Source organism: Gordonia spumicola (assembly GCF_009932475.1).
In the GTDB taxonomy this organism is placed as follows: domain Bacteria; phylum Actinomycetota; class Actinomycetes; order Mycobacteriales; family Mycobacteriaceae; genus Gordonia; species Gordonia spumicola.
This window is the reverse complement of record NZ_BJOV01000005.1, coordinates 103,747-127,651: the sequence shown is the minus strand read 5'-3', so window position 1 is coordinate 127,651 and position 23,905 is coordinate 103,747. Positions and strand designations below refer to the sequence as shown.

Below are 23,905 nucleotides of genomic sequence, written 5' to 3'. Positions count from 1 at the left end.
CACGAACCGCAGCGCGCCACTCAACGACGGTGCAGATGTCGCTCGAAGAACCTCTTTACCGCTTCCCCCTCATATGCCGGGATTCCGGTGTGGCCGCCCATGTTGGCGTGCAGTGTCTTCTCCGGTGACGCGATCGCCTCGAAGAGGTCGAGAGCGGCCTGCCTGTCGTTGCCCTCATCGTCCCACTGAAGCATCACGTGGATCGGAATGCGCAGATCACGGGCATCGTCGAAGGTCGTGGTCGGCAGGAAGCTCCCGGCGAAGAGGGCCGCGGCCGCGATCCGCGGATCGATGGCCGCCAGGCGGACGGCGATCGCCGTCACTCCGCCGGAGAACCCGACCGGACCGTCGATCTCGGGCAGGTCGAGCAGGGCGTCCACGACGGCCTGCCACTCGGGGACTGCCACATCGACCAGCGGAGTGACCAGCCGTTCGATGATGTCCCGCCCGACGACGCCGCCCAAGGCGACCGTCGCCCGGACGTCGGCACGCGCCTCGTCCACACCGGGCATGCGCGGCCGGGCGCCACTGCCCGGGAGTTCGAGGGTCGCGCACGCGAAACCAGTCGCCGCCCGCCCACGCAGTCGGGGTCGCATCCGGTCGAGACCGCCCGGGTGACCGAGCAGGATCAGGGGCGTCGGGCCGGTGGCTCGTTCCGGAGTCCACAGGATGCCGGGTACGTCGCCGAGGACAAAATCGCGTTCGACGAGTCCGCCGACTCGAGATTCGGAGGTGAACATGCTTCCAGCGTGCCCCACGTGTCCAGCGGTTTTCAGTCCTCGATCCGGAACCGCTTCACGCGCGACGTGGCGCCGCTGACCAGCGTGACCCTCGACTTCGCGACCCCGAAGTGCTTCGCCAGCACCACTCCGACGGCTCGTGTCGCCCTCCCCTCGACGGCCGGTTCACGCACGTAGACCGTCACCGACCCGTCGTCGGCCACCTCGACGAGCGGCCCCTTCCGACTGCCCGGCTTCACCGTCACCGCGACGACCCTCATGCCTGTCGTCCCTGCCCGGTGTTGCTTCCCCGCCACCGCAGCGGAGCCTCGCCGTACTCCTCGATCACGTGCGCGGCCATGCCGACCGTCCGACCGTATTGGAACAGCACCTCGCCTGCCCTCGGTCCGAGGCCGAGTTCGAGCGAGACGACGGCGCTCGCCAGATCGACGTTCACCGACCTGCCCGCGCGGCTGATGATCGCGTCGGCCGCGGCCAGCGTCTCCGAGTCCGGGGCGTCGTCCCGCATCTTGTCGAGGACGACGATCGCGCGCGGGTCGTCGCCGCCGTAGATGACGTGGCCGAAGCCCGGAAGCCGACCGTCGACCACCGCGTCCGACATCGCCCGATCCATGTCGACACCCGCACGCACCGACTCGACCAGCGCATACGCCGATGCCGGCGCGCCCCCGTGCAGCGGTCCGGACAGTGCCGCGTAGCCGGCGAGCAGCGAGTCGAACACACCCGCGCGCGCCGACGCCGCCACGCGCGCGGCCGTCGTCGACGCGGCCAGGCCGTTGTCGATGAGTGTGGTGGCGAGCAGATCCGTCCACGGGTGCGACAGGTCGATCTCGGGTACGGTCGCCGCCAGGATCGGCAGGACGCCGAGAACCCGGGCGGCCGCATCGGTCCGATCGGCGCGCAGCGGATCGTGCGCCGCGATCAGCGCGACTGCCAGCGGGATCCGGCGTTCGACCGGCACCGCCGCGAGAGGCGACAGATCAACGTCCGGACACCCGACGGGCAGGTCGACGTCGAGCACGAATCGGGCCGCGGCCGCGAAGTCCATCGTCGCGCAGATGTCCGCGATGTCGTTGCCGCGCAACAGGAGTCGGTCATCGCTGATCGTCGACACGCGGGTGGAGACCGCCCGGAACCGCAGCAGCCGATCGCCCGCGCGTCGACCGTCATGCTTCGCCGCGGCAAGCGAGTCGACCTCGGCGCGGTCGAACAACGACTCCGCCTGACCCGGCATCCGCCTCGACGTCAGCACTCCCCGACTCACATACGAGTAGAGGGTTCCCCGCTTCACACCGAGGCGATCGGCGGCCTCCGACGTCGTGATCCACTCCTGCACGGCATTGATTCAATCAACATTGCAGAGATTGATCAACAGCGTGAGACTCGGAACATGAATGCACCGATCACCGTCCCGAGGGGACTGAAGAACGTCATCGTCACCGACACCGAGATAGGCGACGTCCGAGGCGAGGAGGGCTTCTACCACTACCGCCAGTACGACGCGACGCACCTCGCACGCACCCGCACGTTCGAGGACGTGTGGCACCTGATGGTGTTCGGCGACTTCCCGCAGACGCCCGACGACTTCCGCCGACGCGTCGGCGGGCTGCGCGTGATCGACGGACGGACCGTCGACCTGCTGCGGTCCGTCGTCACCCCGTCGACCGAACCGCTCGCGGCCCTGCGCGTGGCACTCGCCGCGCTCGGCGTCGCCGACCGTCCGCTGTTCGACCTACCGGAGTCCGAGCGGGTGGACGCGGCCCTGCGGGCGGCCGCCGCGACTCCTACGATCATCGCGGCGGCGCATCGTCTCGCCCGCGGACTCGACGTGCTCGACGCCGACCCGACCGCCGATCACGTGTCCGACTACCTGCGGATGGCGACCGGCTCGGCCGGCGACTCCGACGTGCTCCGGACCTACCTCATCACGACCATCGACCACGGATTCAACGCGTCGACGTTCGCGGGTCGTGTCGTCGCGTCCACCGGTTCGGACATGACGTCGTCGGTCCTCGGCGCACTCGGCGCGTTCCTCGGCCCGTTGCACGGCGGAGCGCCCGGCCGCGCCCTCGCCGCGCTCGACGACATCGGCGACCCTGCGAACACACGCGAGTGGGTGCGGCGGCGGATCGAGTCGGGCGAGGTGATCATGGGCTTCGGCCACGCCGTCTACCGCACCAACGACCCACGTGCGGAACTACTGAAAAGCGTTGTGGTGCAACGATACGACTCCCCGCTCGTCCGCCAGGCCACCACGGTCGAAGCCGAGATCGAGGCCGCGATCAACGAATTGAAGCCCGGCCGCCGTCTGTATGCGAACGTCGAGTTCTACGCGGGCGTCCTGATGAGCGAGGTGGGCCTGCCGCCGGAGATGTTCACCCCGACGTTCGCCACCGCCCGCGTCGTCGGTTGGACCGCCAATATCCTCGAGCAAGCCGCCGAAGGGAAGATCATCCGACCCGTCGCACGGTATGTGGGACCTGAGCCGGTGAAAGCCCGCTGAAAAGGCTCTTCTCATCGGTCTGCGAGGGCATATTGCCCTCGCAGACCGATGACAAGCGCGATCTTTGCAGTATTCGCTCGGTCAGGGCTTGTTGTCCCAGACGTAGCGGTAGTAGTCGGCGTCCTTCAGGTCGGCCGCGGCCGCCTCGTCGACGACCATCGTCGCGTGGCGGTGCAATTGCAGCACCGACGCCGGGCATGCCGCCGACAGCGGCCCCTCCACGGCCGCGGCCACCGCCGCCGACTTGCCCGCACCCGTCGCGACGAGGATCAGATGCTTCGCGTCGCAGATGGTCCCGAGTCCCTGCGTGATGACGTGCATCGGCACCTCGTCGAACGAGTCGAAGAACCGCGCATTGTCCTGGCAGGTCTTCTCGGTGAGCGTCTTGATCCGGGTACGCGACACGAGCGACGACGACGGCTCGTTGAAACCGATGTGCCCGTTGCTGCCGATGCCGAGGATCTGCACGTCCACCGGTCCGACCCGAGCGATCAGCGCATCGTAGGCGTCGGCGGCCACTCGACTGTCCGGGGCCATGCCGTCGGGCAAGTGGACGTCGCCGATGTCGATGTGGTCGGTGAACTTGTCCCGGATGAACCGCGCGTACGACTCCGGGTGCGTCGTCGGCAGACCCACGTACTCGTCGAGCAGGACTGCGTTGACCCCCGCGAACGACAGCCCCTCGTCGCGATGCCTCCGGATCAGTTCGTCGTACGTCGCAAGCGGTGACGATCCGGTCGCCAGACCGATGGTCTTCGCACCACCGCGAACCGCGTTCTCGACGATGTCTGCCATCACCAACTCCGGGCGATCGACGATCACGACCTCCATGCGCTACCTGCACTTCCCTAGTGTGTGGATTCGACTCGAGGGTACGTGCTGCGCCCGACGTTCGCGGTCCGGTTCAACTCATCCGCGAGATCACGGCTCTCTTCGCTGCCCGGAACTCGTCGTCGTCGAGCCAACCCTTCTGATGCATGTCAGCGAGACGGGCGATCTCATCGCTGAGCACGGTCGAGTTCCCGTCCTGGGGAGTCGGCGATGAAGGTAGCGCAGTCGCCGAGGGCGGTTTCTCGAGCGAGACTCGCAAGGGTTCTGCCTGCCTGCGCCGCGGCTGAGCGATATCGCGGCGGAGTTGCTCGATGTGTTCACGAATGAAGTCCTCCTCCTGGTCCATGACGTCGCCGAACAGGACCGGCCCGCGGTCGGTGTGGATGTGCAACTTCGTCGTCACCCGCTTCCGAACGAACTCCACACTGCGAATGTCTTCGCCGCGCACTTCGATTCTGACCTTCTTGCCCGGCTGCAGGACCGTCGTGAATCCGATGACGCGGCGATTGGTGATCGCCAACGCCTCCATCACGGGTTTGAACCTGAAGATGTGGGCGAACGCGGTTACCGACTCGCCGGGCAGTAGATCTGATGCCATACCGGCCTGCCATACCGCGGTGTCCACTCGTGACGCGATGATCCATGCGCCGCTCTGCACCATCTGCCACCTCACACGTCCGTTTGTTCGTCAACCGAATCATGACACGGCGAGGTCCCGTTCGACCGATCGAGCGACGGCGGTCAGCACCAGTCACGCGAACGGGTGCCGACTTTGAGGTCGAGTTTTCCGAGACGGTCGGCGACGACGGTGACTGCGCCTTCCGCATTCTGGACTCGACCGCGGATGAGCAGGGCGGATGCGGTCTGGGCGAGGGTCCGGTAACGCGCCCACAGGCCGACGGAGCAGACCACGTTCACCATGCCCGTCTCGTCTTCGAGGTTCACGAAGGTGACGCCCGACGCGGTCGCCGGGCGTTGCCGGTGAGTGACGGCGCCGCCGACGAGCACCCGTGACCCGTCCGGCACCGACAGCAGTCGGTCCGCGGGGACCACGCCCATCGCGTCCAGACGTGGCCGCAGGTACTGGGTCGGGTAGGCGCGCGGCGAGATGCCGGTGGAGATGGCGTCGACAGCCGTCAGCTCCACCTCGCCCATGCCGGGCAGGGTCGGCGTGGCACGGGGCGAGACGACGGGAAGTTGATCGTCGCGGATTCCGGCGGCGGCTCCGGCCTCCCACAGCGCACCGCGCCGGTCCAGGCCGAAGCACTCGAACGCGCCCGCCGTCGCGAGGGCTTCCAACTGGGCGAGCGTCGGCTCCGTGCGGCGAGACAGGTCGGCGACGGACGTGAACTCCCCTCCCCGCTCCCTGACGTCGACGATCCGCTGGGCGAGCACGTCCGACAGTCCTTTCACCGCCGCCAACCCGATCCGCACATCGAGGCCCCGATTCTCCAGCGACGCGTGCGACAGCGACCGGTTCACATCCGGTCGATGAACGTCGACCCCATGCCGCCGTGCGTCGGCGACGAGGCTCTGCGGCGAGTAGAAGCCCATCGGCTGCGCCCGCAGCAGCGCCGCGCAGAACGCCGCCGGGTGATGCAGCTTGAACCACGACGAGTAGAAGACGATCGACGCGAAGCTCTGCGAATGGCTCTCAGGGAAGCCGAAGTTGGCGAACGCCGCCATCTTCTCGTAGATGCGGTCGGCCGTCTCCCCGACGATGCCGTGCGTCTCGCGCATCCCGTCGTAGAACCGCCTCTTGAGTCGTTCCATCCTCTCGGGCGACCGTTTGGATCCCATCGCCCGCCGCAGCTGGTCGGCCTCACCCGCGTCGAATCCGGCGACGTCGACCGCCACCTGCATCATCTGCTCCTGAAACAGCGGAATGCCGAGGGTCCGGCCGAGCGACTCCTTCATCGAGTCGTGGTCGAACGTCACCTCCTCCTTGCCGTCGCGGCGTCGGATGTACGGGTGCACCGACCCGCCCTGGATCGGCCCCGGCCGGATCAGCGCGACCTCGACGACGAGGTCGTAGAAGTTCCGCGGCTTCAACCGTGGGAGCGTCGCCATCTGGGCGCGCGACTCCACCTGGAACACGCCGATCGAGTCGGCCCGGCACAGCATGTCGTAGACGGCCTCCTCGCCGAGGTCCAGCGTCGCGAGGTCGACGTCGATCCCCTTGTGGTCGCGGACCAAGTCGATCGCGTAGCGCAGCGCCGACAGCATCCCGAGGCCGAGGAGATCGAATTTGACGAGTCCGATGGCCGCGCAGTCGTCCTTGTCCCATTGCAGGACGCTCCGGCCCTCCATCCGAGCCCATTCGGTGGGGACCACGTCGGCGATCGGACGGTCGCAGATCACCATGCCGCCCGAGTGAATGCCCAGGTGACGCGGCATCGACGAGATCTGCGACGCCAGGTCCCGGACGTCGTCGGGCGCCGAGTCGGGAACCTTCGCCCACGCGTCCTGCTGACCGGGCGCGTACCCGAGCGCGCGCGCCATGTCACGGACCGCGGACCGTCCCCGATAGGTGATGACGTTCGCGACCTGTGCGCTGTTCGCCCGCCCGTGCTTGCGATACACGTACTGGATCACCTCCTCCCGGCGATCCGACTCGATGTCGACGTCGATGTCGGGCGGGCCGTCGCGCGCCGGCGACAGGAAGCGCTCGAACAGCAGCGAATTGCCGACCGGGTCGACGTTGGTGATGCCGAGCGCGTAACAGACCGCCGAGTTCGCCGAGCTGCCCCGCCCCTGGCAGAGAATGTCGCTGTATTTGCAGAACGACACGATGTCGTGGACGACGAGGAAGTAGCCGGGGAACGTCAACGCCTCGATGATCGCCAGTTCGTGCTCGATCTGCCGGTACGCGTCGGGACGCTCGGCGCGCGTGCCGTAGCGACGCATCGCCCCTTCCTCGGTGAGATGCCGCAGCCACGTGGCTTCGGTGTGCCCGTCCGGGACCTTGAACGGCGGCAGATTCGGGGCGATCAGCTCGAGCGAGAACGCGCAGTCGGACGCCATGCCGACGGCGTTGTCGATCGCGTCGCGGTGTGCGGGCATCAGCCGGATCATCTCGTCGCCGCTGCGCAGGTGGGCTCCGCCGACTCCGGGCAGCCAGCCGTCGATCGTCGCCATGTCCGTTCGCGCACGAACCGCGGCGACGGCCGTCGCGAGACGCCTGCTGGACGGTCCGGCGAAGTGCGCGCCCGTCGTCGCCACCGTCGGCAACGCGAACTCACCGGCCAGTCCGGCGAGGAGCGCATTGCGTTCGTCGTCGTCCGAGCGGCCGGATGCGGTCAGTTCGACTGCCACGTTGTCGGCTCCGAAGCGTTCGACGAGGTCGCCGAGCGCGTCGCGCGCACCGACGAGTCCCGCGCGGGCCAGACCACGTCGGACCGAGCCCTTCCGGCAGCCGGTCAGGATCTGCCAATGCCCGTCGGCCGCGGCCGCGGTGATCGCATCGGCGTCGTACCGCAGCAGCCCTTTCTCTCCTCCCGTCATGTGCGCGTCCGCCATCACCCGGGACAGCCTGCGGTATCCCTCTCCGCCACGGGCCAGCACCAGCAGATGATCGCCCGGCGGGTCGACGGCCCCGGCCCGCGGCGCGTCGTGGTGAAGTGACAGTTCGGCGCCGAACACCGTCGGCATGTCGAACTCACGTGCCGCCTCCGCGAAGCGCACCACCCCGTAGAAGCCGTCGTGATCGGTCAACGCCAACGCGGTCAGCCCGAGCCGCTGTGCCTCCTCCACCATCGCCTCCGGCATCGACGCACCGTCGAGAAAGCTGTACGCGCTGTGCGCGTGAAGCTCCGCGTACGCCACGTCCGACGCCCCGAAAGCGATGTCGGACGGCACGTACTCGCCACGTTTGCGAGACCACGCCGGCGAGTCCCCACCGTCTCCGACGTTGGGCGGAAGCGTCTCACTGCGCAGGTCGTCCGCCGCCGGGGATCGCCCCGACAGCACCTTCTCCATCTCCGACCAGGTCGGTGGACCGTTGCTCCAACCCATTCGTCCAACTATAGAACAAATGTTCGAACTATGGAATACTTGGTATTCATATGAGAACCTGTGTCAGTGACCAGCTACTTCGTGACGGGTGCAAGCGGTTTCATCGGCCGCCGGGTGCTGCAACGACTCCTCGCGCGGGACGCGGACGCCCGCGTCACCGCACTCGTCCGACCCGGCTCCCTGCCTCGATTCGCCCAGGTCATCGAGGGCCTCGACGGTGGTGAACGGGTGATCACCGTCCTCGGCGACCTCACCGCCGACGGCCTCGACATCCACGACCGGTCGTTGCTCGAGGGCACCGACCACGTGATCCACTTGGCCGCGATCTACGACATGACCGCCGACGCCGCGTCGCAGGACGCCGCCAATCGGGACGGGACCGCACGGGTGGCCGCCCTGGCCGCCGAGCTCGGCGCAATGCTGCATCACGTGTCGTCGATCGCCGTCTCCGGCGATTGGGACGGCGAGTACACCGAGAGCGACTTCGACCTCGGACAGAGCTTCCCCACCCCCTACCACCGCACCAAGTTCGCGGCCGAGAAGGCCGTCCGGGAGACGCCCGACCTGCGGTGGCGCGTGTACCGACCGTCCGCGGTGGTCGGCGACTCGACGACCGGAACGATGGACAAGATCGACGGACCGTACTACTTCTTCGGGCAGATGTCCCTGCTCGGACAGCTTCCGTCGTTCCTCAAGATGCCGATGCCGAACTTCGGCTGGGTCAACCTGGTGCCGGTCGACTTCGTCGCCGACGCGATCGTCGCCCTCGTCGATCACCGGCCCGACGAGAACGGCCTGGTGTTCCACCTGTCCGATCCGAAGCGTCGGACCGTCACCGAGATGTTCAACGCCCTCGCCCCCGCGTTCGACGCGCCCCGTGGTTTCAACGCGCTCCCCAACGCGGTGATGCGCCCCGTGCTGGCCGCGGGCTCGAAGGGGCCGCTGCGCGCGGCACGCGACGCGATCGCCGCCCAGCTCGACGTGCCGCCGCTCATGTTCGACCTCGTCTCCCTGCCCGTCGACTTCCGCAGCGACCGAACTCTCGACACACTCCGCGAATTGGGTGTCACCCTGCCCGACCTCGACGACTACGGGCCCGCCCTGTGGCGGTACTGGTACGACAATCTCGATCCGGCGCGTCACCGTCGCGACGACCCGCTCGGTCCGCTCGTCGGCAAGAACGTGCTGATCACGGGCGCGTCGTCGGGCATAGGCAAGGCGACCGCCCGCATGTGCGTGACGCGTGGGGCCACAGTCTTCCTCGTCGCACGCAGCGTCGACGGCCTCGCCGACGTGGTCGACGAGCTCAACGCCGAGACCCCGAAGGACGGCCTCCCCGCGGGTCGCGCCTACGCGTACCCCGCCGACATCACCGACGAGCCGTCCGTCCAGACGGTCGTGAAGTCGATCATCGCCGAGCACGGATACGTGGACGTGTTGGTGAACAACGCCGGACGGTCCATCCGCCGGTCGACGCTCAACTCCGTCGACCGTTCGCACGACTACCAGCGCACGATGGCCGTGAACTACTTCGGCGCCGTCTACCTGACGTTGGCCCTGCTCCCCCACATGGTGGAACGCCAGTCCGGGCACATCGTGAACGTGTCGTCGGTGGCGGTGCAGAGTCACGGACCCCGGTTCGGCGCCTACGGTGCATCGAAGGCCGCGCTCGAGGCGTTCAGCGATGCGACGGCCGCGGAGACGCTGTCCGACCACGTCACGTTCAGCACAGTCCGCCTCCCGTTGACCCGCACCAAGATGATCGCCCCGACCGACGCTTACCAGTCGCAGCACGGCGTCTGGGGCGTCGACAAGGCCGCCAGCCGCGTCCTTCGGGCGATCGTCGACAAGCCCAAACGCGTGAACACCCTGATCGGCGACATCGTCGACCTCGGTCACAACACCGTCCCCCGCCTCACCAACCGCCTCATGCATCAGGAGTATCTCCTCGTCGGCGAGTCGGACGCCGCCCTCGGCAAGAGCTGACCGCACGCACGTCACTCGTACACCCCCTCCACCGTCCAGGCCCGTTCCCGGTAGCAGAGGAGGAGCGCTCGGGAGTCTTCGAGGAGCACTTGGGCTCGTGCCGAGACGGCGGGCGGTTCGGTTCCGGAGCCGAACGGCCACGGGCCCGCCCACCAGCAGACCGTGTAGGGGCGACGGCCGATCCACACCTCGGCGGGTTCGGAGGTGAACCCGCCGCGCGAGGTGACGCTCACCTGATCGCCTTCGGCGTCGAGCAGCTCGGCGTCGGTGTGCGACAGCAGTGCGGGTGAGGGCCGAGCCAGCCGGTCCGGCCAGGCCGCGTCCGGGTCGCGCGGGGCGACGTGTTCGTCGCCGAGCGCCACCAACGCGACCTGTTCGGCAGGCCCGCGTCCACCACTGCGGATCGGGACGCGCACCGACTCCCCGCCCAACAGTCCCTGGACCCGGACCAACGCGCGTCGGGCGCGGTCGGTGAGTCCGTCTCCGACCGCGGCGGGCAGTCCGGCCCCGACGAACGCGTACTGCAACGACCCCGCGTCGACCACTTCGACAGGCTCCAGGTGCAGTCGTGCGATCGGCGAGTCCGGCGCACCCGTCCCACCCGCATCGCGGCCCGCGGTTCCGGTGAGCCACCCCTCCAGCTGCCAACGGACACGGTCGGCTGTCGCATCCGGGGCGAGCGGCTGCGCACACCACCAGGTGCGCGAATGCCGTTGTCCGCGTTCGGTTATCGCATGCACAGTGAGACGGGTGCAGGCGAGTGATGCCGCCGACAGACGGCGGTGCAGCTCCTCCGCGAGGCGTCGACCGAGGAAGGCCGCCGCGTCGATCCGCTCGACCGGAGGATCGCACGTGTGCTCCACCTCGAGCGTCGCGGGGATCGGCGCACGACTCGGTCGCCTGCCGGGCGACGCGCTCGCCAGCCGGTGCGCGACGACGGCGTCGGCCGAGAACCGCGACGCGACGTCGGCCGCGGGCAGTTCGGCGAATGCACCGAGCGTCCGCATGCCGAGCCGCCACAACAGGTCGACGAGGTCGGCTCGGCTCGGATCCGACAGCGACGTCTCCACGGTCAGGTCGGAGATCGGCCGCGTCGCCAGGTAGGCGGCATCGGTCCCCGGCGGCACCGACTGCCCCGACCGCGCCGACAACACGGCCGTGAACAGTTCGTCGGCCACACCGACGCGCGCCACCACCCCGGTGGCGCCGACGGCGTCGACGATCCGCTCGGCGAGCCCGCTCTCCCCGCCGAAATAGCGGGCGGCGCGGTCGGCCGTCACCACCAGCAGCCCCGGCCGCAGCACCTCCGTGAGGGGGACGACGTCGGTCACCGCGGCGACGACGGGCTCGAACAATCGCCCGTCCCGCCCGGCGTCGGCGTCGAACACCGCCAGATCTGGGCACAACGACTGCGCCTGACGTTTACGCATGCCGCGGCGGACGCCGACTGTCCGTGCCGCGCGCGAACACGCCTCCACCCGCCCCGCGGACACGACGGCGATCGGCTCGGCGACGGTGATTCCCGCCGTCGACGCCGCCGCGACCGCGGGCCAGTCGGGACACCACACCGCCATCACCCGGCGGCCGTTCTCCTGCTCCATCAGTTCGCCACGGCGAGCGCGGGACGCGACGGACGTTGCACCGAGCCGTGTGCGGCGACGAGTCGAAGCACCGACTCCTCCCCCATGTCGGGTGCGACGAGGTCGAAGCGACCCGACGACGGTCGGGCGCCGGACGCCGTCACCTGGACGTCCACCCCGAATCCGCCGATCCGACCGAACCCGCTACGACGCGCCGGCACGTGCCGATACTCGGTCACATCGCTGTCGATGCGGACCGACGCGTTCGGCCAATCGCCGAGGACGAGCAGCGTCGACGACTGCTTGCGCGCCCGCCCCGCCAACACGCGGGCCCGCGACGGCGGGACCGGCCCACGTGTGCGACCGTGCCCGAGGTCGGGCCCGAGGACCACCAGGTCGATGCCGTCGAGCAGCACACCCGCCACCTCCAACGGGTCAACGCCCGGCTCGGTGACGACGGCGACCCGACTCAGGTCGGCTCCCATGTCCATGGCCGCCGTGAGGTTGAGCCGCGGGAGCCCGACGAGCGCCACCGTCGACCCGGCACGGGTGACATCGGCGATGATCGCCATCGGCACCGTGACCGCTCCGGTGGACGCGACAACCGTGCCGCGGGACAGTCCACCGCGCGGAAACAGCGGGGTCATGGCCTCGGGGACGGGCAGCACCGAGGTCTCCGCGAAGACGTCGCCCGACATGCCCGCAAGACGCCTCCGCAGGGCTTCTACCTCCTCTGATCGCGCCATCATCTCCCCTTCCCATGTTCGAACTCTTGTTCGATATCTTACGTCCGCCCTCCGACAACCGTCAACGGCCCAGGCGGTCGATCCCTCGGGGCGGCTACATTCGGTACATGCCGTCACGCCTCTACCCGTTCGCGACGATCATCGCCGCGGCGACGTCGATCGCACTCACCGCGCTCCCGTGGATCAGGCTCGATCCGCTCGGCGTCACCATCTCGTGGAACGGCCTCGGCATGACCGATTCGTATCTGGACGACATCGGCGTCGTCGGTGTGGGCTGGGTTGTGGTGGCGGCGTCCGTCGTCGCGATTCTGGCCGCGCTCATCGGTTTGATGCCGTCGGCGAAGGTCCGGCCGCTCCTACCCCTCGCCAATGCCGCGGCAGCCGTCTCGTGCGCCCTGGCCGCGCTGGCGCCGATCATCACACTGATCTCGCCGAGCGTGTACTACGGCGATCTCTTCGTCTCCATCGGCGCGACGTCGGAGATCCCCCTCGTTCCGCTGAACACGCCGGTCATCGTCTCGACGACGATCGCGATACTGATCACCGGCGTGGTGTGCGCATTCGCAGCCGTGGCCGCGCGGCCCGATCCAGCGGCTCGGGCCGCGTCGGCGACGACGCTCTGACCCGTGCGGTGATCACGGCGGCGATCGACCCTGACGCGAGCAACGCCGCCAGCACGAGCACCTGGAATCGACCGGCCTCCACCGGTGAGAGCCCGCCGAAGATCGCGCCGACGAACGCTCCCGGCAACGTGACGAGACCCGTGGTCTTGGTCTGATCGATCGACGGGACCAGCGCGCTGTGCACGGCCTGCCGAGCCATCGGCGTCGCCGCCTGCCTGGGCGTGGCGCCGAGCGCCAGCCACGCCTCCACCTCGTCCCACCGCTCGATCAGCGCCTCGGTGAGCCGCCGACCCGTGAGCGTGGTGATGTTCATGGTGTTGCCGATGACGATCGCCGACACGGCCAGCAGATAGCGCGACGTCGGCTCCAACGCTCCCGTCGCGAACACCGTCCCCAACGCGACGAGCACGCCGGACGCCACCGCGATCGCGACGAATCCGGCTGTGCGCCACCACGTCCCCGGTGATGCGAGGCGACCCGCCGCGGTTGCGACCGCGATGGCGAACATGATCGCGACGGCGACGAACACGAGCGCGGGATGCGTGATCAGTCCCGTCAGCGCGACACTCACGATCACGAGTTGGACGAGCCCGCGCGCGACCGCCGAGGCTGCCGCCCACTGCTGCGGGACGCCGTACCACCGGAGCACACCCACGGTGACGCCCGCCAGCGTGATCACTGCGGCGAGGGTCGCAACTCCTTCGTGTACCGACACCTCACCATCCAAGCACCCGGCGGACTCGACTTTCGTCTCCTCGTCACCGCTCCCGGGAGGCAACCCCCAGAGGAGACGGGTCGCTTCCCTGCAGCGGTGACGGTTGAACGGAAACTAGAACAGGGTCAGGCTCTCGGACTCCACCGCGTCGATGACCGCGGGCGGCGACACGTCGGCAGCCGCATCGTCCGGCCGTGCCAGCCCGTACTCCCGCACCAACGGTGTCATGCGTTCGCGGAGCCTGACGGCGTAGTCTGCGGGCACGAACGACCCACGCCCGTACAGCGATCGGTATCGGCGAAGCAGCGCCGGATGCTCGGTCGCCAGCCAGTCGAGGTACCCGTCGTCGGGGTCGAGCTGCAGCACCGACACCGACACACGACTGGCCCCGGCCTCTGCCAGCTCCGACAGCAGCGCGTCCAACTGCGACGACGAGTCGGTGAGGCATGGCAGCAGCGGCGCGATCCGCACATGCGGTTCGAGCCCGGCGTCGGCGAGACGTCGGACGGCGTCAAGGCGTGCCGCCGGCGCCGAACCGTCGGGGTCGGCACGCCTGCTCAGGTCGTCGTCGATGCACGGCACCGTCATGACGACGGTGGTCGACACCGCATGCCGCACCACACGCAGCAACGACAGGTCGCGCACCACCAGATCCGAACCGGTGAACAGCACGAACGGCGTGTTCGATTCGGCGAGCGCCGAGATCACTCCGGGCATCAGCCGGTAGCGTTCCTCGAGCACGCCGTACGGGTCCGCCCCGGTGACGCCGACCGCCACCGTCGAACGACGCCACGAGCGCCGCCGGAGCTCCCGCCGCAGCACGGCCGCCGCGTTCACCCTGACCCGGATGTCGCGGTCGTCGCCGGTCATGGTCTCGATCGAGTAGTCGTACGGATGGGCACGATCCACCGTCACCGAGCGCAGCATGGCCGGGGCCACCACCTCGTGCACCGCCAGGCGCGGATACTCCGGCAACCGGAGCGTCCGCACGAGGTCGGTCTCCACCAACCCGAGCAATCCACTCATGCCATCAATACGAACACATGTGCGAAACTAGGTCAAGTGTTCGAATTCAAAGCATGTACGGCATCGACAAGATCGCGACGATGAACAGGACGAACGGCACCAGCACCATGCCGAGCGCAAGGCCCGCCCCGTTGTACGTCTGCGGCGACGGCCCCAACGATCCCGCACTGAACGCCCACACCGGCGCCCGGTATTCGAGCGCGACAGCGCTCTGCGGCCCTACGGAGACGACCGTCTCGGCCGGTCCGACGCGCCAACCCGCCAGGTACGGCACCCAGATCCGGACCCGGTGCTGCCCTGGTGCGAGATCGAAGCGATTGTCGCCCCACCTCGCGCGGACCGGCGTGCCGTCGATCTCCACGGTCGGGGTGAGGAACAGAAAGAACCACGACAGCGGGAAGTACTTGGTCGTCAACACGAAACCGGAGCCACCGCCCGGTGTCGGCGCCCCGTGATACACCTGCGGCGAGACGACAGGGGAACCGAGACCGACCGCGGGACGATGTCGAGCGCACACCAGCGTCGTCACACCGACCGCGAACGTGACGAGCCCTGCCACCATGGCGATGAGTTGAAACGGGGCGATGCCAAGGCCGAGACGATGCAAGAGGGACGAGAAGCCGGGATGAGCGTAGAAGCCGACGGATGGAATCGCCCATACCAGGCCGACGATCACCGAGACGACACCGACCGTCACCGCCATCGGCCGCGAACGCTTCATGACGACACCGGCCACCGCTGTCACGGCGAACACCACCGCGACGACGATTGCCGCCGGAAAGACGAAGTGCACATCGATGAGGACACCGATGAGATTGAGCACCGACAGCGCCACTGCCGCCCACAACGCGCCGATAAGCCCTCGCGACGGAACAAACGCGGGAGGATCGACGACCGCGGGCAGCGCGGCCGGCACGGGCGACGGCACCGGTCGCAGCGCAGGACCGCCGACGACGGTGTGCGCCGCCTCAACCCGCGCACCACCCACCCCGACCGCTTGTCGGAGAGCCGCGACGAAGGCCGCACTGCTCGGGAACCGGTCCCGCGGGTTCTTCTCGAGCGCGCGGAAGAGCACCTGGTCGACGGCCGGGCCCACCCCGGGCAGACGACTGCTCACAGCGGGCGGCGGCTCGTGCACATGAGCCTGCCCGATCATGTCCGGCGTCGTGCCATTGAACGGCTGCGAACCGGTGATCATCGCGAACACGATGCACGCGAGCGAGTATTGATCGGCCGTGGCGTCCACCGGACGCCCGGCACGCAGTTCCGGCGCGGTGAAGCCGACATCGTCGAACGTCTCTCCGACATCGGTCCCGGACAGTACGGTGCCGATACCGGTGAGACGCGCGTGCCCGCCTGCGTCGACGCGGACCCCAGTGGGACGCAGTCGCCCGTGCACGACGCCATTGTCGGCGAGCTCGTCGAGTACGGCAGCCAGCTCGTCGGCCACCTGAGTCACCTGGCCCGCGGGCAGCGGCCCACGACCGATCACGTCGCCGAGCGTCGGGCCTTCCACATACTCGGTGGCGACCCACACGCGATCCCCGTCGACACCACGATCATGAACGCGAACGATTCCGGGTCGTCGGAGCCCGGCCATCGTGTCCGCAGCGCTCTGTACCGCATCACGAAGCTCAGGATCGGAGACGACCCGTAACACGTCGCGGCGCGCGAACCTCGGATGGCGGGCGAGGACTACCTCTCCCGTCCCGTCCATCGCAAGCACGTCCTCGACGAGGTATCCGACGAACATGTCTCCCGGCTGCAATGGCCTCACCACAACGGGCACCTTCCCTTAGCGCACGGCGGCCATGAAGACCCCGGGCGACACGCTAACACCAGCCACACGCCTCGGTCCGACGATCGACCGACGCTGCGATCCTCCGCGCTCCGATGCGCTCAAGCTCCTTTCCTCGGAATTCGCCGCCGACGCCGCCTTCCGCGCCCGTTTCGCTCGCGAAGCCGACATCGCCGCGTCGCATCGGGCGATGGTCACTCGGCCCAGCATCGACCTGGAAGCCGGAGTTGCCCGATCGGCTCACTCCCGAGTCTGACGTCTACTACGACCTCCGCACATACTACACCGCGGTGTTCGCGGGCGCCGCGTATTTCGAGGGCAGCCGCGTCCTCTGACCGAACGGCTCACGGGACGGGATTGTCACAGTGCCCGGCTAGGATGACCCCATGACCGGATCGGCCGAGCCTGCACCTTCGTACCTCGTCGCCGGCCGCTACCGTCTGGTCAAGCGCATCGGACGGGGCGGCATGGGCGCCGTGTGGCTCGCGCGCGACCAGCTGCTCGACCGCGACGTCGCCGTCAAGCAGGTCTTGTCGACAGCGCACATGTCGAGCGACGAGGCCGCGGCCAACCGACAGCGCGCCATGCGCGAGGGGCGGATCGCCGCACGCCTGTCGCATCGCAACGCAGTAGCCATGCACGACGTCGCCCTCGACGGCGAAGACCCCTGGCTGGTGATGGAGTACGTGCCGTCGCACAGCGTCGCCGACGTGCTGCGCGACAACGAGCGGCTCACCCCGGTCGAAGCGGCGCAGATCATCGCGCAGGTCGCCGACGCGATCGCCGAAGCCCACGCGTCGGGGATCATCCACCGCGACATCAAACCGGCGAACATCCTGATCGCCAACAGCGGACGGTCGTCCGGTCTGGTCAAGATCACCGACTTCGGCATCTCTCGCGCCAAGGACGACGTCTCGATCACGCAGACCGGCATCGTCACCGGCACGCCTGCCTACTTCGCGCCGGAGGTGGCCCGCGGCGACGAGCCGGGCGAGGCGTCCGACGTGTTCTCCCTGGGTGCGACGCTGTACACGATGGTGGAGGGCCGTCCGCCGTTCGGCGGCGGCGACAACTACATCGCGACACTGCACCGTGCCGCCGCGGCGAAGATCGATCCGCCGACGCACGCGGGCGCGCTCGAACCGATCGTGCTCAAGCTGCTCGAACCGTCGCCCGCCAACCGGCCGTCGATGGCGAAGGCCCGCGACATGCTCGTCCAGTTCGCGGCCTCGTCGCTCGGCACGTCGGAGAAGGTGCTGACCGGGCTCGTCACGACCAAACCGAGTCATACGCGACTCCGCCCCGGTGCCGCGCAATCGCCGTCCAACCCGCAGTCGTCGAATCCGTCTCCGGTCCCGCTGCAGAAACAGGCGCCGTACGCCCAGACACGGATCGCCGCCCCGACTCCCCCGCCCGGGCGTTACGCGCCGCGCATGACGCCCGAGCCGCTCCCCGCCGTGCAGTACCCGTCGAACCCGTCGCTGCAGCAGCAGCCGTATTCCGCACCGATTCCGCAGTACCAGTTCTATCCGCAGCAGCCTCCTCCCCAGGAGAGCAATGTGGGGCTCGCGGCGGCAGTCTTCGCGATATTCGTGCTGCTCACGGCCATCGTCGCGGGCATCATCGTCCTCGCGCTCTGATCAGCCGAGCTGCCGGTTCACGGCCCACCGGGTCAGCGCGTTGCGGTTGGACTGCTGGGTCTTCCGCAGGACGTTCGACGCGTGGGTCTCGACGGTCTTCACCGAGATGAACAGTTCCTCGGCGATCTCCCGGTAGGTGTACCCGCGGGCGAGGAGTCGGAGCACCTCGAGTTCACGCTTGGTCAACGAGTCGAGTTCGGGGTCCAGGTGCGGTTCGGGGACGGCCGAGCGGCCGGTGAACGAGTCCAGCACGAACCCGGCGAGTCGAGGACTGAACACGGCGTCCCCTTCGGCGACCCGTCGGACCGCGTCGGCCAGGTCCGCTCCGCTGATCGTCTTGGTGACGTAGCCGCGGGCGCCCGCGCGGATGGTCGCGATGACGTCGGTCGCGGCGTCCGACACCGACAGCGCCAGGAACACCGGGGCCTCCGACCCGATCGCGTCGGTCACGCCGCGGAGCACGGCGACACCGCCGCCGCCGGGCATGTGGACGTCGAGCAGCACCACGTCGGGCCTGGTGGCGACGATCTCGCTGATCGCCTGCACCACGGTTCCCGCATCACCGACGACCTCGATGCCGTCTTCACCTGCGAGTTCGGCTCGGACACCGGACCGGAAGACACCGTGGTCGTCGACGAGGAACAGGCGGTAGGTCATGCGATCTCCTGATCGGTCTGGTCGGGGGTCGCCGCGCGCGGCAGGGTGAGCGCGACGTTGGTGCCGCGTCCAACGGTAGACGTGACGCGGGCCGTCCCGCCCGCGCGTTCCATGCGCCCGCGGATCGACCGGCTGACTCCCTGCCTGTCGGCGTCCACGGCATCGACGTCGAAGCCCGCGCCGCGGTCGCGGACGAACACGTCCACCTGGTCGTCGGCCACTTCGCAGTACACGTCGACGGTGTCGGCGCCGGAGTGCTTGGACGCGTTGACCATCGCTTCGCGGGCCGCGGACACGAGTGCGCTCCAGGCACGGGTGCGGGCGGGGTCGAGCATCTCCTCCGGCGTCACGTCGCCGACCGTGATCGCCTCGATCTCGACGCCGTACGCGTCCTCGACTTCGGCGGCGACGGCGCTGATCGCGGCGGCGAGCGACTCGCGGGGACGCGCGCTGTCGCCGAAGAGCCATTGCCGCAGTTCACGTTCCTGACTGCGCGCCAACCGGGCGACCGTCTCCGGTTGCGCGGCCTGCTTCTGGATCAACGCCAACGTCTGAAGGACGGAATCGTGCAGGTGAGAGGCGATCTCTTCGCGTTCGTCGTTACGAATCCGCGCCGATCGTTCCTCGTTGAGCGCCCGCAACATCCGCATCCACACGGGCACCGTCAGCAGGACCGCCCCGACGAGGGTCGCGAGGACGGCGATGACGATCGGCGGCATCCCGGCGAGCGCCGTGTCCGGGGCGGTGACCATGACGACGAGTCCGCCGATGACAAACGCCGCGCCCGTCGCCATGCGCATCCACGTGATTGTCCGCGACGACTGATGGGTGGAGACGCCGGTGACGTCGGCCTCCCGCCAGACGATCGCGGCTCCGCCGAGGACGAACAGGATGGCGAGCATCGACTGCGCGGGCGCGCTGGTCGCGACCATGCCGTTGGCGGCCAGGGCGATCACGCCGATCACCGCCAGTCCGTACGCCTGGCGTCGCTCGGCGGGTGTGACGGCGGCGGTGTCGTCGCCTGCCGGGCAGAAGAACCAGAGCAGACCGTAGGCGACGACGCCCGCACCCGCGAGCGCCGCGAGCACGACGAAGATCACGCGGACCCGGAACACGGAGACGCCGAGGTGGTCGGCGATGCCGCCGCACACGCCCGCGATCACCTTGCCGCCGCTGCGTCGGTGCAGTCGAGGCGCGGTGGTGACAGTGCGCAGTTCGCTTCTCATTGATTCGATAGTGGCACGTCGGGCACGGTTCGCACATCAGGGAGCATCTCAGGGTTTCGCCGGATTCGGCCGCGCCACGATCGACGACAAGATGAATGACATGAACGCTTCGACTGTCCAGGACATGTGGAACACGCGGCCCGTGCGTCGTCGTTCCGGCAACACCGTGGCCGGTGTGTGCGTCGGAGTCGGCGAGCGGTACCGCGTCGACCCGACACTGATCAAGGTGGCCTTCGTCGTCGCGACCCTCTTCGGCGGCAGCGGCGTCCTTCTGTACATCGCCGCCGCGATCGCACTGCCCGCCGAGGACGAGCACGATCCGCACCAGTACCGCAGCGGCTCGTTCCGGTGGCCGGGAGCACGGCACGGGCACCGGAAGTGGATTCCGATCGCCGTCGTCGCGGTGATCGTGATGTCGGTGATCGGCTCGCAGAACACGTGGGGCACCAGCGGCGTCCTCGGCGCGGTCCTGATGCTCGGCGGCTGGTACCTGTTGTACGAGCGCACTCCGGTCGCACCCGCGGGCACGTCCGCCGCCGACCTCGCCTCGCCCGCCCCGACCGTCGAGCAATCGTCCCCGGTCGTCGAGCGCACCTCCCCGCCCGTCGAGCGCAGTCGAGACGCCGTAGGCGAACGAAGCGAGTCGAACGATCCGACCGACACCGTCCTGTTGACAAAGGATGCGGGCGACGAGCCCCCTACCTGGGATCCGTTGGGTGCGGCGAAGTTCGCGTGGGAACTGCCCGAACCTTCTGAACCCGAGAAGCCTCGGGTTCCGCGGTCACCGGTGACTCCCGTCTTCCTGGGACTCGCGGTGGTGACCGGCACCGCGGCGTCGGCCGCGAATCTCGCGGGGATCGACTGGTTCACGCCGGGTCGGATCGCGTCGCTGGTGCTGGCGGTGTTGGGGACCGGGTTGATCGTCGGGTCGCTGCAGCGTCGTCCGGCCGGGCACAGTCCGTCGGGCCTGGTCCCGTTGACGGTGCTGGGGTGCGCCGTGGTGATCGGCGTGACGGCCGTGTCGGGCACGGACGACGGCTTCCCGACCGGCGGTGTCGGCGAACGGAATTGGAATCCGCCGACGTCGTCCGACCTGCACGACAACTACTCGTTGACGGTCGGCTCGTCGACGTTGGACCTTCGTGACCTGCGCGAACTCGACAAGGATCGGACCGTCACGATCCGTCAGGGCATCGGCGAGATCCGCGTGTTCCTCCCGACCGACATCCGCGTCCGGACCGAATGCAACACCACCGTGGGCGATGTGACGTGCAAGGACGGCCTGATCAACCCCGAGGCCAAGACCCCGACCCTGACCGTCGACGCCCACGTGAATCTGGGCAGTGTGGAGATGATCCGATGACCGAGCAGTCCGCTACCGACACACCGCTCCGCCGCAGCCCCGGCCTCGCCGTCATGGGCGTCCTGGCCCTGCTCGTCGCGGGCTGGGGCCTCGCAGACGGGCCGAGCATCGACCAGACCCACACCCTCCCCTGGGCCCTCCTGGCCGTCGGCGTCATCGTCGGCCTGGGTCTCGTGGCGTCGGGATTCCGCCGACGCTAAATGTCGTACCCGTTCGCCACAATGAACTCATGGTCGATGTGAAGACTTGGCGGTTCTGGCAGTTCCTCACCGCAGACGGCGAACTCGAATGGGTCGGCGTCACCCGGCCGACGGCGCACGCCCGAATAGATCGAGTGAAGGTCTGGACCCTTCTCCCGGCCCAGCGGCGGCTGATCGCGAACTGGTTCGTGTCCCACGACCATCAACTCGACGAGTCCGACCGTCGGTGGGTTCACGATTCGATCGACGGGTGGGATTTCTGCGATGCCGCGGCGCTGGTCCCAGAGCCGTCGAAGGACGACGTCGAGCGTCTGTCCCGGCCGGAAGCGGTACTGGCCTTCACGCAGATCGACGACATTCCGCTGGTCAAGATCACCGGCAAGCGCGACCTCGACAGCATCTATCGCACTCGCCTTCGGAACGAGTAGTCCGCTACTCTACCCGGCCGTCGCGCACGGGATGATGATCGATCCCTCACATCATTCGACGAGAGGGAGATCAATGAGAATCCGCAGAACGGCCCTGATCACCGCGGTGTGCGGCATCGCCGCCGCGGGCAGCGTGGTCGCCGCGGCACCGTCGAACGCTGCAACGCCGCCTGAACTGCACGTCACATGGATTCAGGGGGTCGACTACTACGGCTTGTCCTGGGACACTCACGGCCGGAGCGGTTGCTCGTCGACCTTGGTGATCAACGGCAAGACGTTCACCGACCCCCTGCCGAAGCCGGCGGGCAGAACATTCGCAAAGGGACCGAGCACATACCGGGTGTCGTGCCCGGACGGTACGACGTCACGAGTCGCGCGCATCTACGGACCGCGGAACCCGATCAACGACATCCGCACCATGTTCAACGACGTCACCGGTGACGCGTACGGATCGTGACGGCAACGTCATCCACAACAGATTCAAACCTCGTCAGCCAATCCGCGTATGTCGCTGGATTGGACATCACATCCCGGAAATGCCCACCGATCGGAGGAACCATGAACAACAGGAAAGTCGCCGTCGGCTGCGCGGTCGCCGTCGCAGCACTCGCCGGAATGTCGGCCACCGCCGGGCGCGCCGCAGCCGAGGCCGCACCCGAGGTCCACTACGCGTTTGTCGGGAGCTCACTGGTCAAATTCACCGTCGACACGCACGACCGAGAATTCTGCGTCGCGCACGGGTGGACGGACCGCCACTACAACGGCGATCAGTTGGGCACGACCACCCAAATTGACGGACCGGCAACGTACCTGGTTCAGACGACGAGCTTTCAGATCACCTGCCCCGACGGCAGCCACAGTCCCAAGATCACCGTTTACGGTCCACGGAACCCGATCAACGACCTCCGGACGCAGTTCAACGATCGGACACAGGGCGCATTCGGCTCCTGAGTTCGGCCAGAAACTGGAGAACACCATCATGCGTACCACCCTCACCACCGTTGCAGCGGCAGCCGCCGTGATCGCCGGAACGTATTTGACAGCCGGTGTCGCGGAAGCCGCCGCGGCACCCGAAGTCCACGTTCTGCTCAACAACAACGGACAGGCAAAGGTCACCGTCGACACACACGGACGTACAGGCTGCACCCTGCACGCCACGATCGACGGAACACCAGCGGTCCATCCCGACGTCCCACCGACGTTGGACAGCGGCTGGTCCGATCCAGGTCACAATGTGCTGTCGTACCGGGTGGCGTGCCCGGACGGCACATCGAGCCCAACCGCATACGTCTACGGTCCGCGCAACCCGTTGAACGATCTGCGAACGCAGTTCGCCAATTCGACAGAGGGAGTATTCGGTTCGTAGCACCGCCCTCAACTTCACTGCAATCTAGGAGATGTCATGCGCCACAACGTCCCCATCACCGGCATCGTCGCCGCAGCGATCTCAGTCGGGACCGCCGGAGTAGCATCCGCAGCCGGAAGCCCCGAAATCCGAATCAGTTTCGACGGGCCCGACAACATTCGGACCGACTGGAACGTCAACGGACACGTGAACTGCAACCTGATCGGCAAGATCGGTTCAGGCGACATCGCGGCAGCCATTCCCACCGACACAGGTCACGAGATCATTACTGGTGCCAAGTCGTCGTATTTCAGGATCGAATGCCCGGACGGCACGAAGTCGCCGACCTACCGCATCTACGGGCCACGAAATCCGTTGAACGATCTGCGGACCCAGTTCGCCAACTCAACCCAAGGAATGTTCGGCTCCTGAGACGAGTTCCGAGACGACGTCGGCCTCCACTCACGGTGAGCGGAGGCCGACG

General features: G+C 68.2%; 24 protein-coding genes. 11 read left to right on the top strand and 13 right to left on the bottom strand.

Translation table 11 applies throughout. The features are described from left to right. Positions 1-20 precede the first annotated feature (20 nt). The 3 genes from GYB83_RS11885 to GYB83_RS11875 are packed head-to-tail and all read right to left on the bottom strand — an operon-like array spanning position 21 to position 2,076. Positions 21-740, bottom strand: coding sequence for a dienelactone hydrolase family protein (locus GYB83_RS11885; RefSeq protein ID WP_161895727.1), 720 nt, complete (start codon positions 738-740; stop codon positions 21-23). A 32-nt stretch (positions 741-772) separates the two neighbouring features. Then, a complete protein-coding gene (locus GYB83_RS11880) occupies positions 773-1,000 on the bottom strand; it encodes a DUF167 domain-containing protein (RefSeq protein ID WP_161895726.1) in 228 nt (75 codons plus the stop codon). Next, positions 997-2,076 carry a citrate/2-methylcitrate synthase gene (locus tag GYB83_RS11875; RefSeq protein WP_161895725.1) on the bottom strand — a complete coding sequence of 360 codons (1,080 nt, stop codon included), beginning with the start codon at positions 2,074-2,076 and terminating at the stop codon, positions 997-999. Before GYB83_RS11875 ends, GYB83_RS11880 begins: the two co-directional genes overlap by 4 nt. 54 nt (positions 2,077-2,130) lie before the next feature. Between GYB83_RS11875 and GYB83_RS11870 the strand changes: the two genes are divergently transcribed. Next, positions 2,131-3,243 (top strand): citrate/2-methylcitrate synthase, encoded by a 1,113-nt coding sequence (locus GYB83_RS11870; RefSeq protein ID WP_161895724.1) that lies wholly within the window; start codon positions 2,131-2,133, stop codon positions 3,241-3,243. 81 nt (positions 3,244-3,324) lie between these two features. On the opposite strand, the gene nagB is transcribed toward GYB83_RS11870, so the two are convergent. The 3 genes from nagB to GYB83_RS11855 all read right to left on the bottom strand — a co-directional run bounded on the left by nagB (position 3,325) and on the right by GYB83_RS11855 (position 8,088). Beyond that, positions 3,325-4,074, bottom strand: coding sequence for a glucosamine-6-phosphate deaminase (gene nagB / locus GYB83_RS11865; protein WP_161895723.1), 750 nt, complete (start codon positions 4,072-4,074; stop codon positions 3,325-3,327). A 73-nt stretch (positions 4,075-4,147) separates the two neighbouring features. Continuing rightward, entirely contained in the window at positions 4,148-4,735 is a 588-nt protein-coding gene (locus GYB83_RS11860) for a hypothetical protein (RefSeq protein ID WP_161895722.1), read from the bottom strand. An 80-nt stretch (positions 4,736-4,815) separates the two neighbouring features. Then, positions 4,816-8,088, bottom strand: a complete 3,273-nt coding sequence (locus GYB83_RS11855; protein ID WP_161895721.1) for an error-prone DNA polymerase — start codon at positions 8,086-8,088, stop codon at positions 4,816-4,818. A 66-nt stretch (positions 8,089-8,154) separates the two neighbouring features. Here GYB83_RS11855 and GYB83_RS11850 point away from each other — a divergent pair, with 66 nt between their 5' ends. Beyond that, the gene (locus GYB83_RS11850) at positions 8,155-10,074 is read left to right on the top strand and encodes an SDR family oxidoreductase (RefSeq protein WP_161895720.1); all 1,920 of its coding nucleotides are present in this window, start codon (positions 8,155-8,157) and stop codon (positions 10,072-10,074) included. A gap of 11 nt (positions 10,075-10,085) precedes the next feature. Here the strand turns inward: GYB83_RS11850 and GYB83_RS11845 are convergent, their stop codons facing one another. Together GYB83_RS11845 and imuA' are read right to left on the bottom strand one after the other, a co-directional pair. Beyond that, positions 10,086-11,675 carry a DNA polymerase Y family protein gene (locus GYB83_RS11845; RefSeq protein WP_186349774.1) on the bottom strand — a complete coding sequence of 530 codons (1,590 nt, stop codon included), beginning with the start codon at positions 11,673-11,675 and terminating at the stop codon, positions 10,086-10,088. Beyond that, positions 11,675-12,352 carry a DnaE2-dependent mutagenesis accessory factor ImuA' gene (gene imuA' / locus GYB83_RS11840; RefSeq protein ID WP_228461434.1) on the bottom strand — a complete coding sequence of 226 codons (678 nt, stop codon included), beginning with the start codon at positions 12,350-12,352 and terminating at the stop codon, positions 11,675-11,677. The genes GYB83_RS11845 and imuA' overlap by 1 nt, the downstream gene beginning before the upstream one ends. Before the next feature lie 155 nt (positions 12,353-12,507). On the opposite strand from imuA', the gene GYB83_RS11835 reads away from it, so the two are divergent. Continuing rightward, a complete protein-coding gene (locus tag GYB83_RS11835; protein WP_161895718.1) occupies positions 12,508-13,023 on the top strand; it encodes a hypothetical protein in 516 nt (171 codons plus the stop codon). Here GYB83_RS11835 and GYB83_RS11830 read toward each other — a convergent pair. The 3 genes from GYB83_RS11830 to GYB83_RS11820 form a co-directional block, all read right to left on the bottom strand. Next, complete coding sequence (locus tag GYB83_RS11830; protein ID WP_161895717.1) at positions 12,941-13,738, bottom strand: ABC transporter permease; 798 nt, start codon at positions 13,736-13,738, stop codon at positions 12,941-12,943. The genes GYB83_RS11835 and GYB83_RS11830 overlap by 83 nt on opposite strands. A 114-nt stretch (positions 13,739-13,852) precedes the next feature. Continuing rightward, the gene (locus GYB83_RS11825) at positions 13,853-14,764 is read right to left on the bottom strand and encodes a radical SAM family protein (protein WP_161895716.1); all 912 of its coding nucleotides are present in this window, start codon (positions 14,762-14,764) and stop codon (positions 13,853-13,855) included. A 46-nt stretch (positions 14,765-14,810) separates the two neighbouring features. Then, positions 14,811-16,481: a serine/threonine-protein kinase gene (locus GYB83_RS11820; protein ID WP_228461733.1), complete on the bottom strand. Its 1,671-nt coding sequence runs from the start codon at positions 16,479-16,481 to the stop codon at positions 14,811-14,813. Positions 16,482-16,948: 467 nt separating this feature from the next. On the opposite strand from GYB83_RS11820, the gene GYB83_RS11815 reads away from it, so the two are divergent. Beyond that, entirely contained in the window at positions 16,949-18,202 is a 1,254-nt protein-coding gene (locus GYB83_RS11815; RefSeq protein WP_161895714.1) for a serine/threonine-protein kinase, read from the top strand. Here the strand turns inward: GYB83_RS11815 and GYB83_RS11810 are convergent, their stop codons facing one another. Together GYB83_RS11810 and GYB83_RS11805 are read right to left on the bottom strand one after the other, a co-directional pair. After that, on the bottom strand, positions 18,203-18,859 hold the full coding sequence (locus GYB83_RS11810) for a LuxR C-terminal-related transcriptional regulator (protein WP_161895713.1): 657 nt from the start codon (positions 18,857-18,859) through the stop codon (positions 18,203-18,205). Continuing rightward, on the bottom strand, positions 18,856-20,085 hold the full coding sequence (locus GYB83_RS11805) for an ATP-binding protein (protein WP_161895712.1): 1,230 nt from the start codon (positions 20,083-20,085) through the stop codon (positions 18,856-18,858). The genes GYB83_RS11810 and GYB83_RS11805 overlap by 4 nt, the downstream gene beginning before the upstream one ends. Before the next feature lie 100 nt (positions 20,086-20,185). Between GYB83_RS11805 and GYB83_RS11800 the strand changes: the two genes are divergently transcribed. The 7 genes from GYB83_RS11800 to GYB83_RS11770 all read left to right on the top strand — a co-directional run bounded on the left by GYB83_RS11800 (position 20,186) and on the right by GYB83_RS11770 (position 23,853). Beyond that, a complete protein-coding gene (locus GYB83_RS11800; RefSeq protein ID WP_161895711.1) occupies positions 20,186-21,448 on the top strand; it encodes a PspC domain-containing protein in 1,263 nt (420 codons plus the stop codon). Further along, positions 21,445-21,648, top strand: a complete 204-nt coding sequence (locus tag GYB83_RS11795; protein WP_161895710.1) for a hypothetical protein — start codon at positions 21,445-21,447, stop codon at positions 21,646-21,648. The genes GYB83_RS11800 and GYB83_RS11795 overlap by 4 nt, the downstream gene beginning before the upstream one ends. A 29-nt stretch (positions 21,649-21,677) precedes the next feature. Continuing rightward, positions 21,678-22,076, top strand: coding sequence for a hypothetical protein (locus tag GYB83_RS11790; RefSeq protein WP_161895709.1), 399 nt, complete (start codon positions 21,678-21,680; stop codon positions 22,074-22,076). A gap of 73 nt (positions 22,077-22,149) precedes the next feature. After that, complete coding sequence (locus GYB83_RS11785; RefSeq protein WP_161895708.1) at positions 22,150-22,533, top strand: hypothetical protein; 384 nt, start codon at positions 22,150-22,152, stop codon at positions 22,531-22,533. Positions 22,534-22,634: 101 nt separating this feature from the next. Beyond that, on the top strand, positions 22,635-23,027 hold the full coding sequence (locus tag GYB83_RS11780; RefSeq protein ID WP_161895707.1) for a hypothetical protein: 393 nt from the start codon (positions 22,635-22,637) through the stop codon (positions 23,025-23,027). Between the two features lie 28 nt (positions 23,028-23,055). After that, positions 23,056-23,442 (top strand): hypothetical protein, encoded by a 387-nt coding sequence (locus tag GYB83_RS11775; RefSeq protein WP_161895706.1) that lies wholly within the window; start codon positions 23,056-23,058, stop codon positions 23,440-23,442. Positions 23,443-23,478: 36 nt separating this feature from the next. Then, positions 23,479-23,853, top strand: coding sequence for a hypothetical protein (locus GYB83_RS11770; protein WP_161895705.1), 375 nt, complete (start codon positions 23,479-23,481; stop codon positions 23,851-23,853). Positions 23,854-23,905: the final 52 nt, after the last annotated feature.

Excerpts from the sequence above, each read along its gene's own strand:
- nagB (WP_161895723.1), bottom strand. The coding sequence starts at position 4,074 with ATGGAGGTCGTGATCGTCGATCGCCCGGAGTTGGTGATGGCAGACATC.
- GYB83_RS11785 (WP_161895708.1), top strand. The coding sequence starts at position 22,150 with ATGAGAATCCGCAGAACGGCCCTGATCACCGCGGTGTGCGGCATCGCC.
- GYB83_RS11880 (WP_161895726.1), bottom strand. The coding sequence starts at position 1,000 with ATGAGGGTCGTCGCGGTGACGGTGAAGCCGGGCAGTCGGAAGGGGCCG.
- GYB83_RS11885 (WP_161895727.1), bottom strand. The coding sequence starts at position 740 with ATGTTCACCTCCGAATCTCGAGTCGGCGGACTCGTCGAACGCGATTTT.
- GYB83_RS11870 (WP_161895724.1), top strand. The coding sequence starts at position 2,131 with ATGAATGCACCGATCACCGTCCCGAGGGGACTGAAGAACGTCATCGTC.
- GYB83_RS11810 (WP_161895713.1), bottom strand. The coding sequence starts at position 18,859 with ATGACCTACCGCCTGTTCCTCGTCGACGACCACGGTGTCTTCCGGTCC.
- GYB83_RS11860 (WP_161895722.1), bottom strand. The coding sequence starts at position 4,735 with ATGGTGCAGAGCGGCGCATGGATCATCGCGTCACGAGTGGACACCGCG.
- GYB83_RS11795 (WP_161895710.1), top strand. The coding sequence starts at position 21,445 with ATGACCGAGCAGTCCGCTACCGACACACCGCTCCGCCGCAGCCCCGGC.
- imuA' (WP_228461434.1), bottom strand. The coding sequence starts at position 12,352 with ATGTCGGGCGACGTCTTCGCGGAGACCTCGGTGCTGCCCGTCCCCGAG.
- GYB83_RS11790 (WP_161895709.1), top strand. The coding sequence starts at position 21,678 with ATGGTCGATGTGAAGACTTGGCGGTTCTGGCAGTTCCTCACCGCAGAC.
- GYB83_RS11775 (WP_161895706.1), top strand. The coding sequence starts at position 23,056 with ATGCGTACCACCCTCACCACCGTTGCAGCGGCAGCCGCCGTGATCGCC.
- GYB83_RS11805 (WP_161895712.1), bottom strand. The coding sequence starts at position 20,085 with ATGAGAAGCGAACTGCGCACTGTCACCACCGCGCCTCGACTGCACCGA.
- GYB83_RS11825 (WP_161895716.1), bottom strand. The coding sequence starts at position 14,764 with ATGAGTGGATTGCTCGGGTTGGTGGAGACCGACCTCGTGCGGACGCTC.
- GYB83_RS11820 (WP_228461733.1), bottom strand. The coding sequence starts at position 16,481 with ATGGACGGGACGGGAGAGGTAGTCCTCGCCCGCCATCCGAGGTTCGCG.
- GYB83_RS11800 (WP_161895711.1), top strand. The coding sequence starts at position 20,186 with ATGAACGCTTCGACTGTCCAGGACATGTGGAACACGCGGCCCGTGCGT.
- GYB83_RS11845 (WP_186349774.1), bottom strand. The coding sequence starts at position 11,675 with ATGGAGCAGGAGAACGGCCGCCGGGTGATGGCGGTGTGGTGTCCCGAC.
- GYB83_RS11835 (WP_161895718.1), top strand. The coding sequence starts at position 12,508 with ATGCCGTCACGCCTCTACCCGTTCGCGACGATCATCGCCGCGGCGACG.
- GYB83_RS11770 (WP_161895705.1), top strand. The coding sequence starts at position 23,479 with ATGCGCCACAACGTCCCCATCACCGGCATCGTCGCCGCAGCGATCTCA.
- GYB83_RS11780 (WP_161895707.1), top strand. The coding sequence starts at position 22,635 with ATGAACAACAGGAAAGTCGCCGTCGGCTGCGCGGTCGCCGTCGCAGCA.
- GYB83_RS11815 (WP_161895714.1), top strand. The coding sequence starts at position 16,949 with ATGACCGGATCGGCCGAGCCTGCACCTTCGTACCTCGTCGCCGGCCGC.
- GYB83_RS11855 (WP_161895721.1), bottom strand. The coding sequence starts at position 8,088 with ATGGGTTGGAGCAACGGTCCACCGACCTGGTCGGAGATGGAGAAGGTG.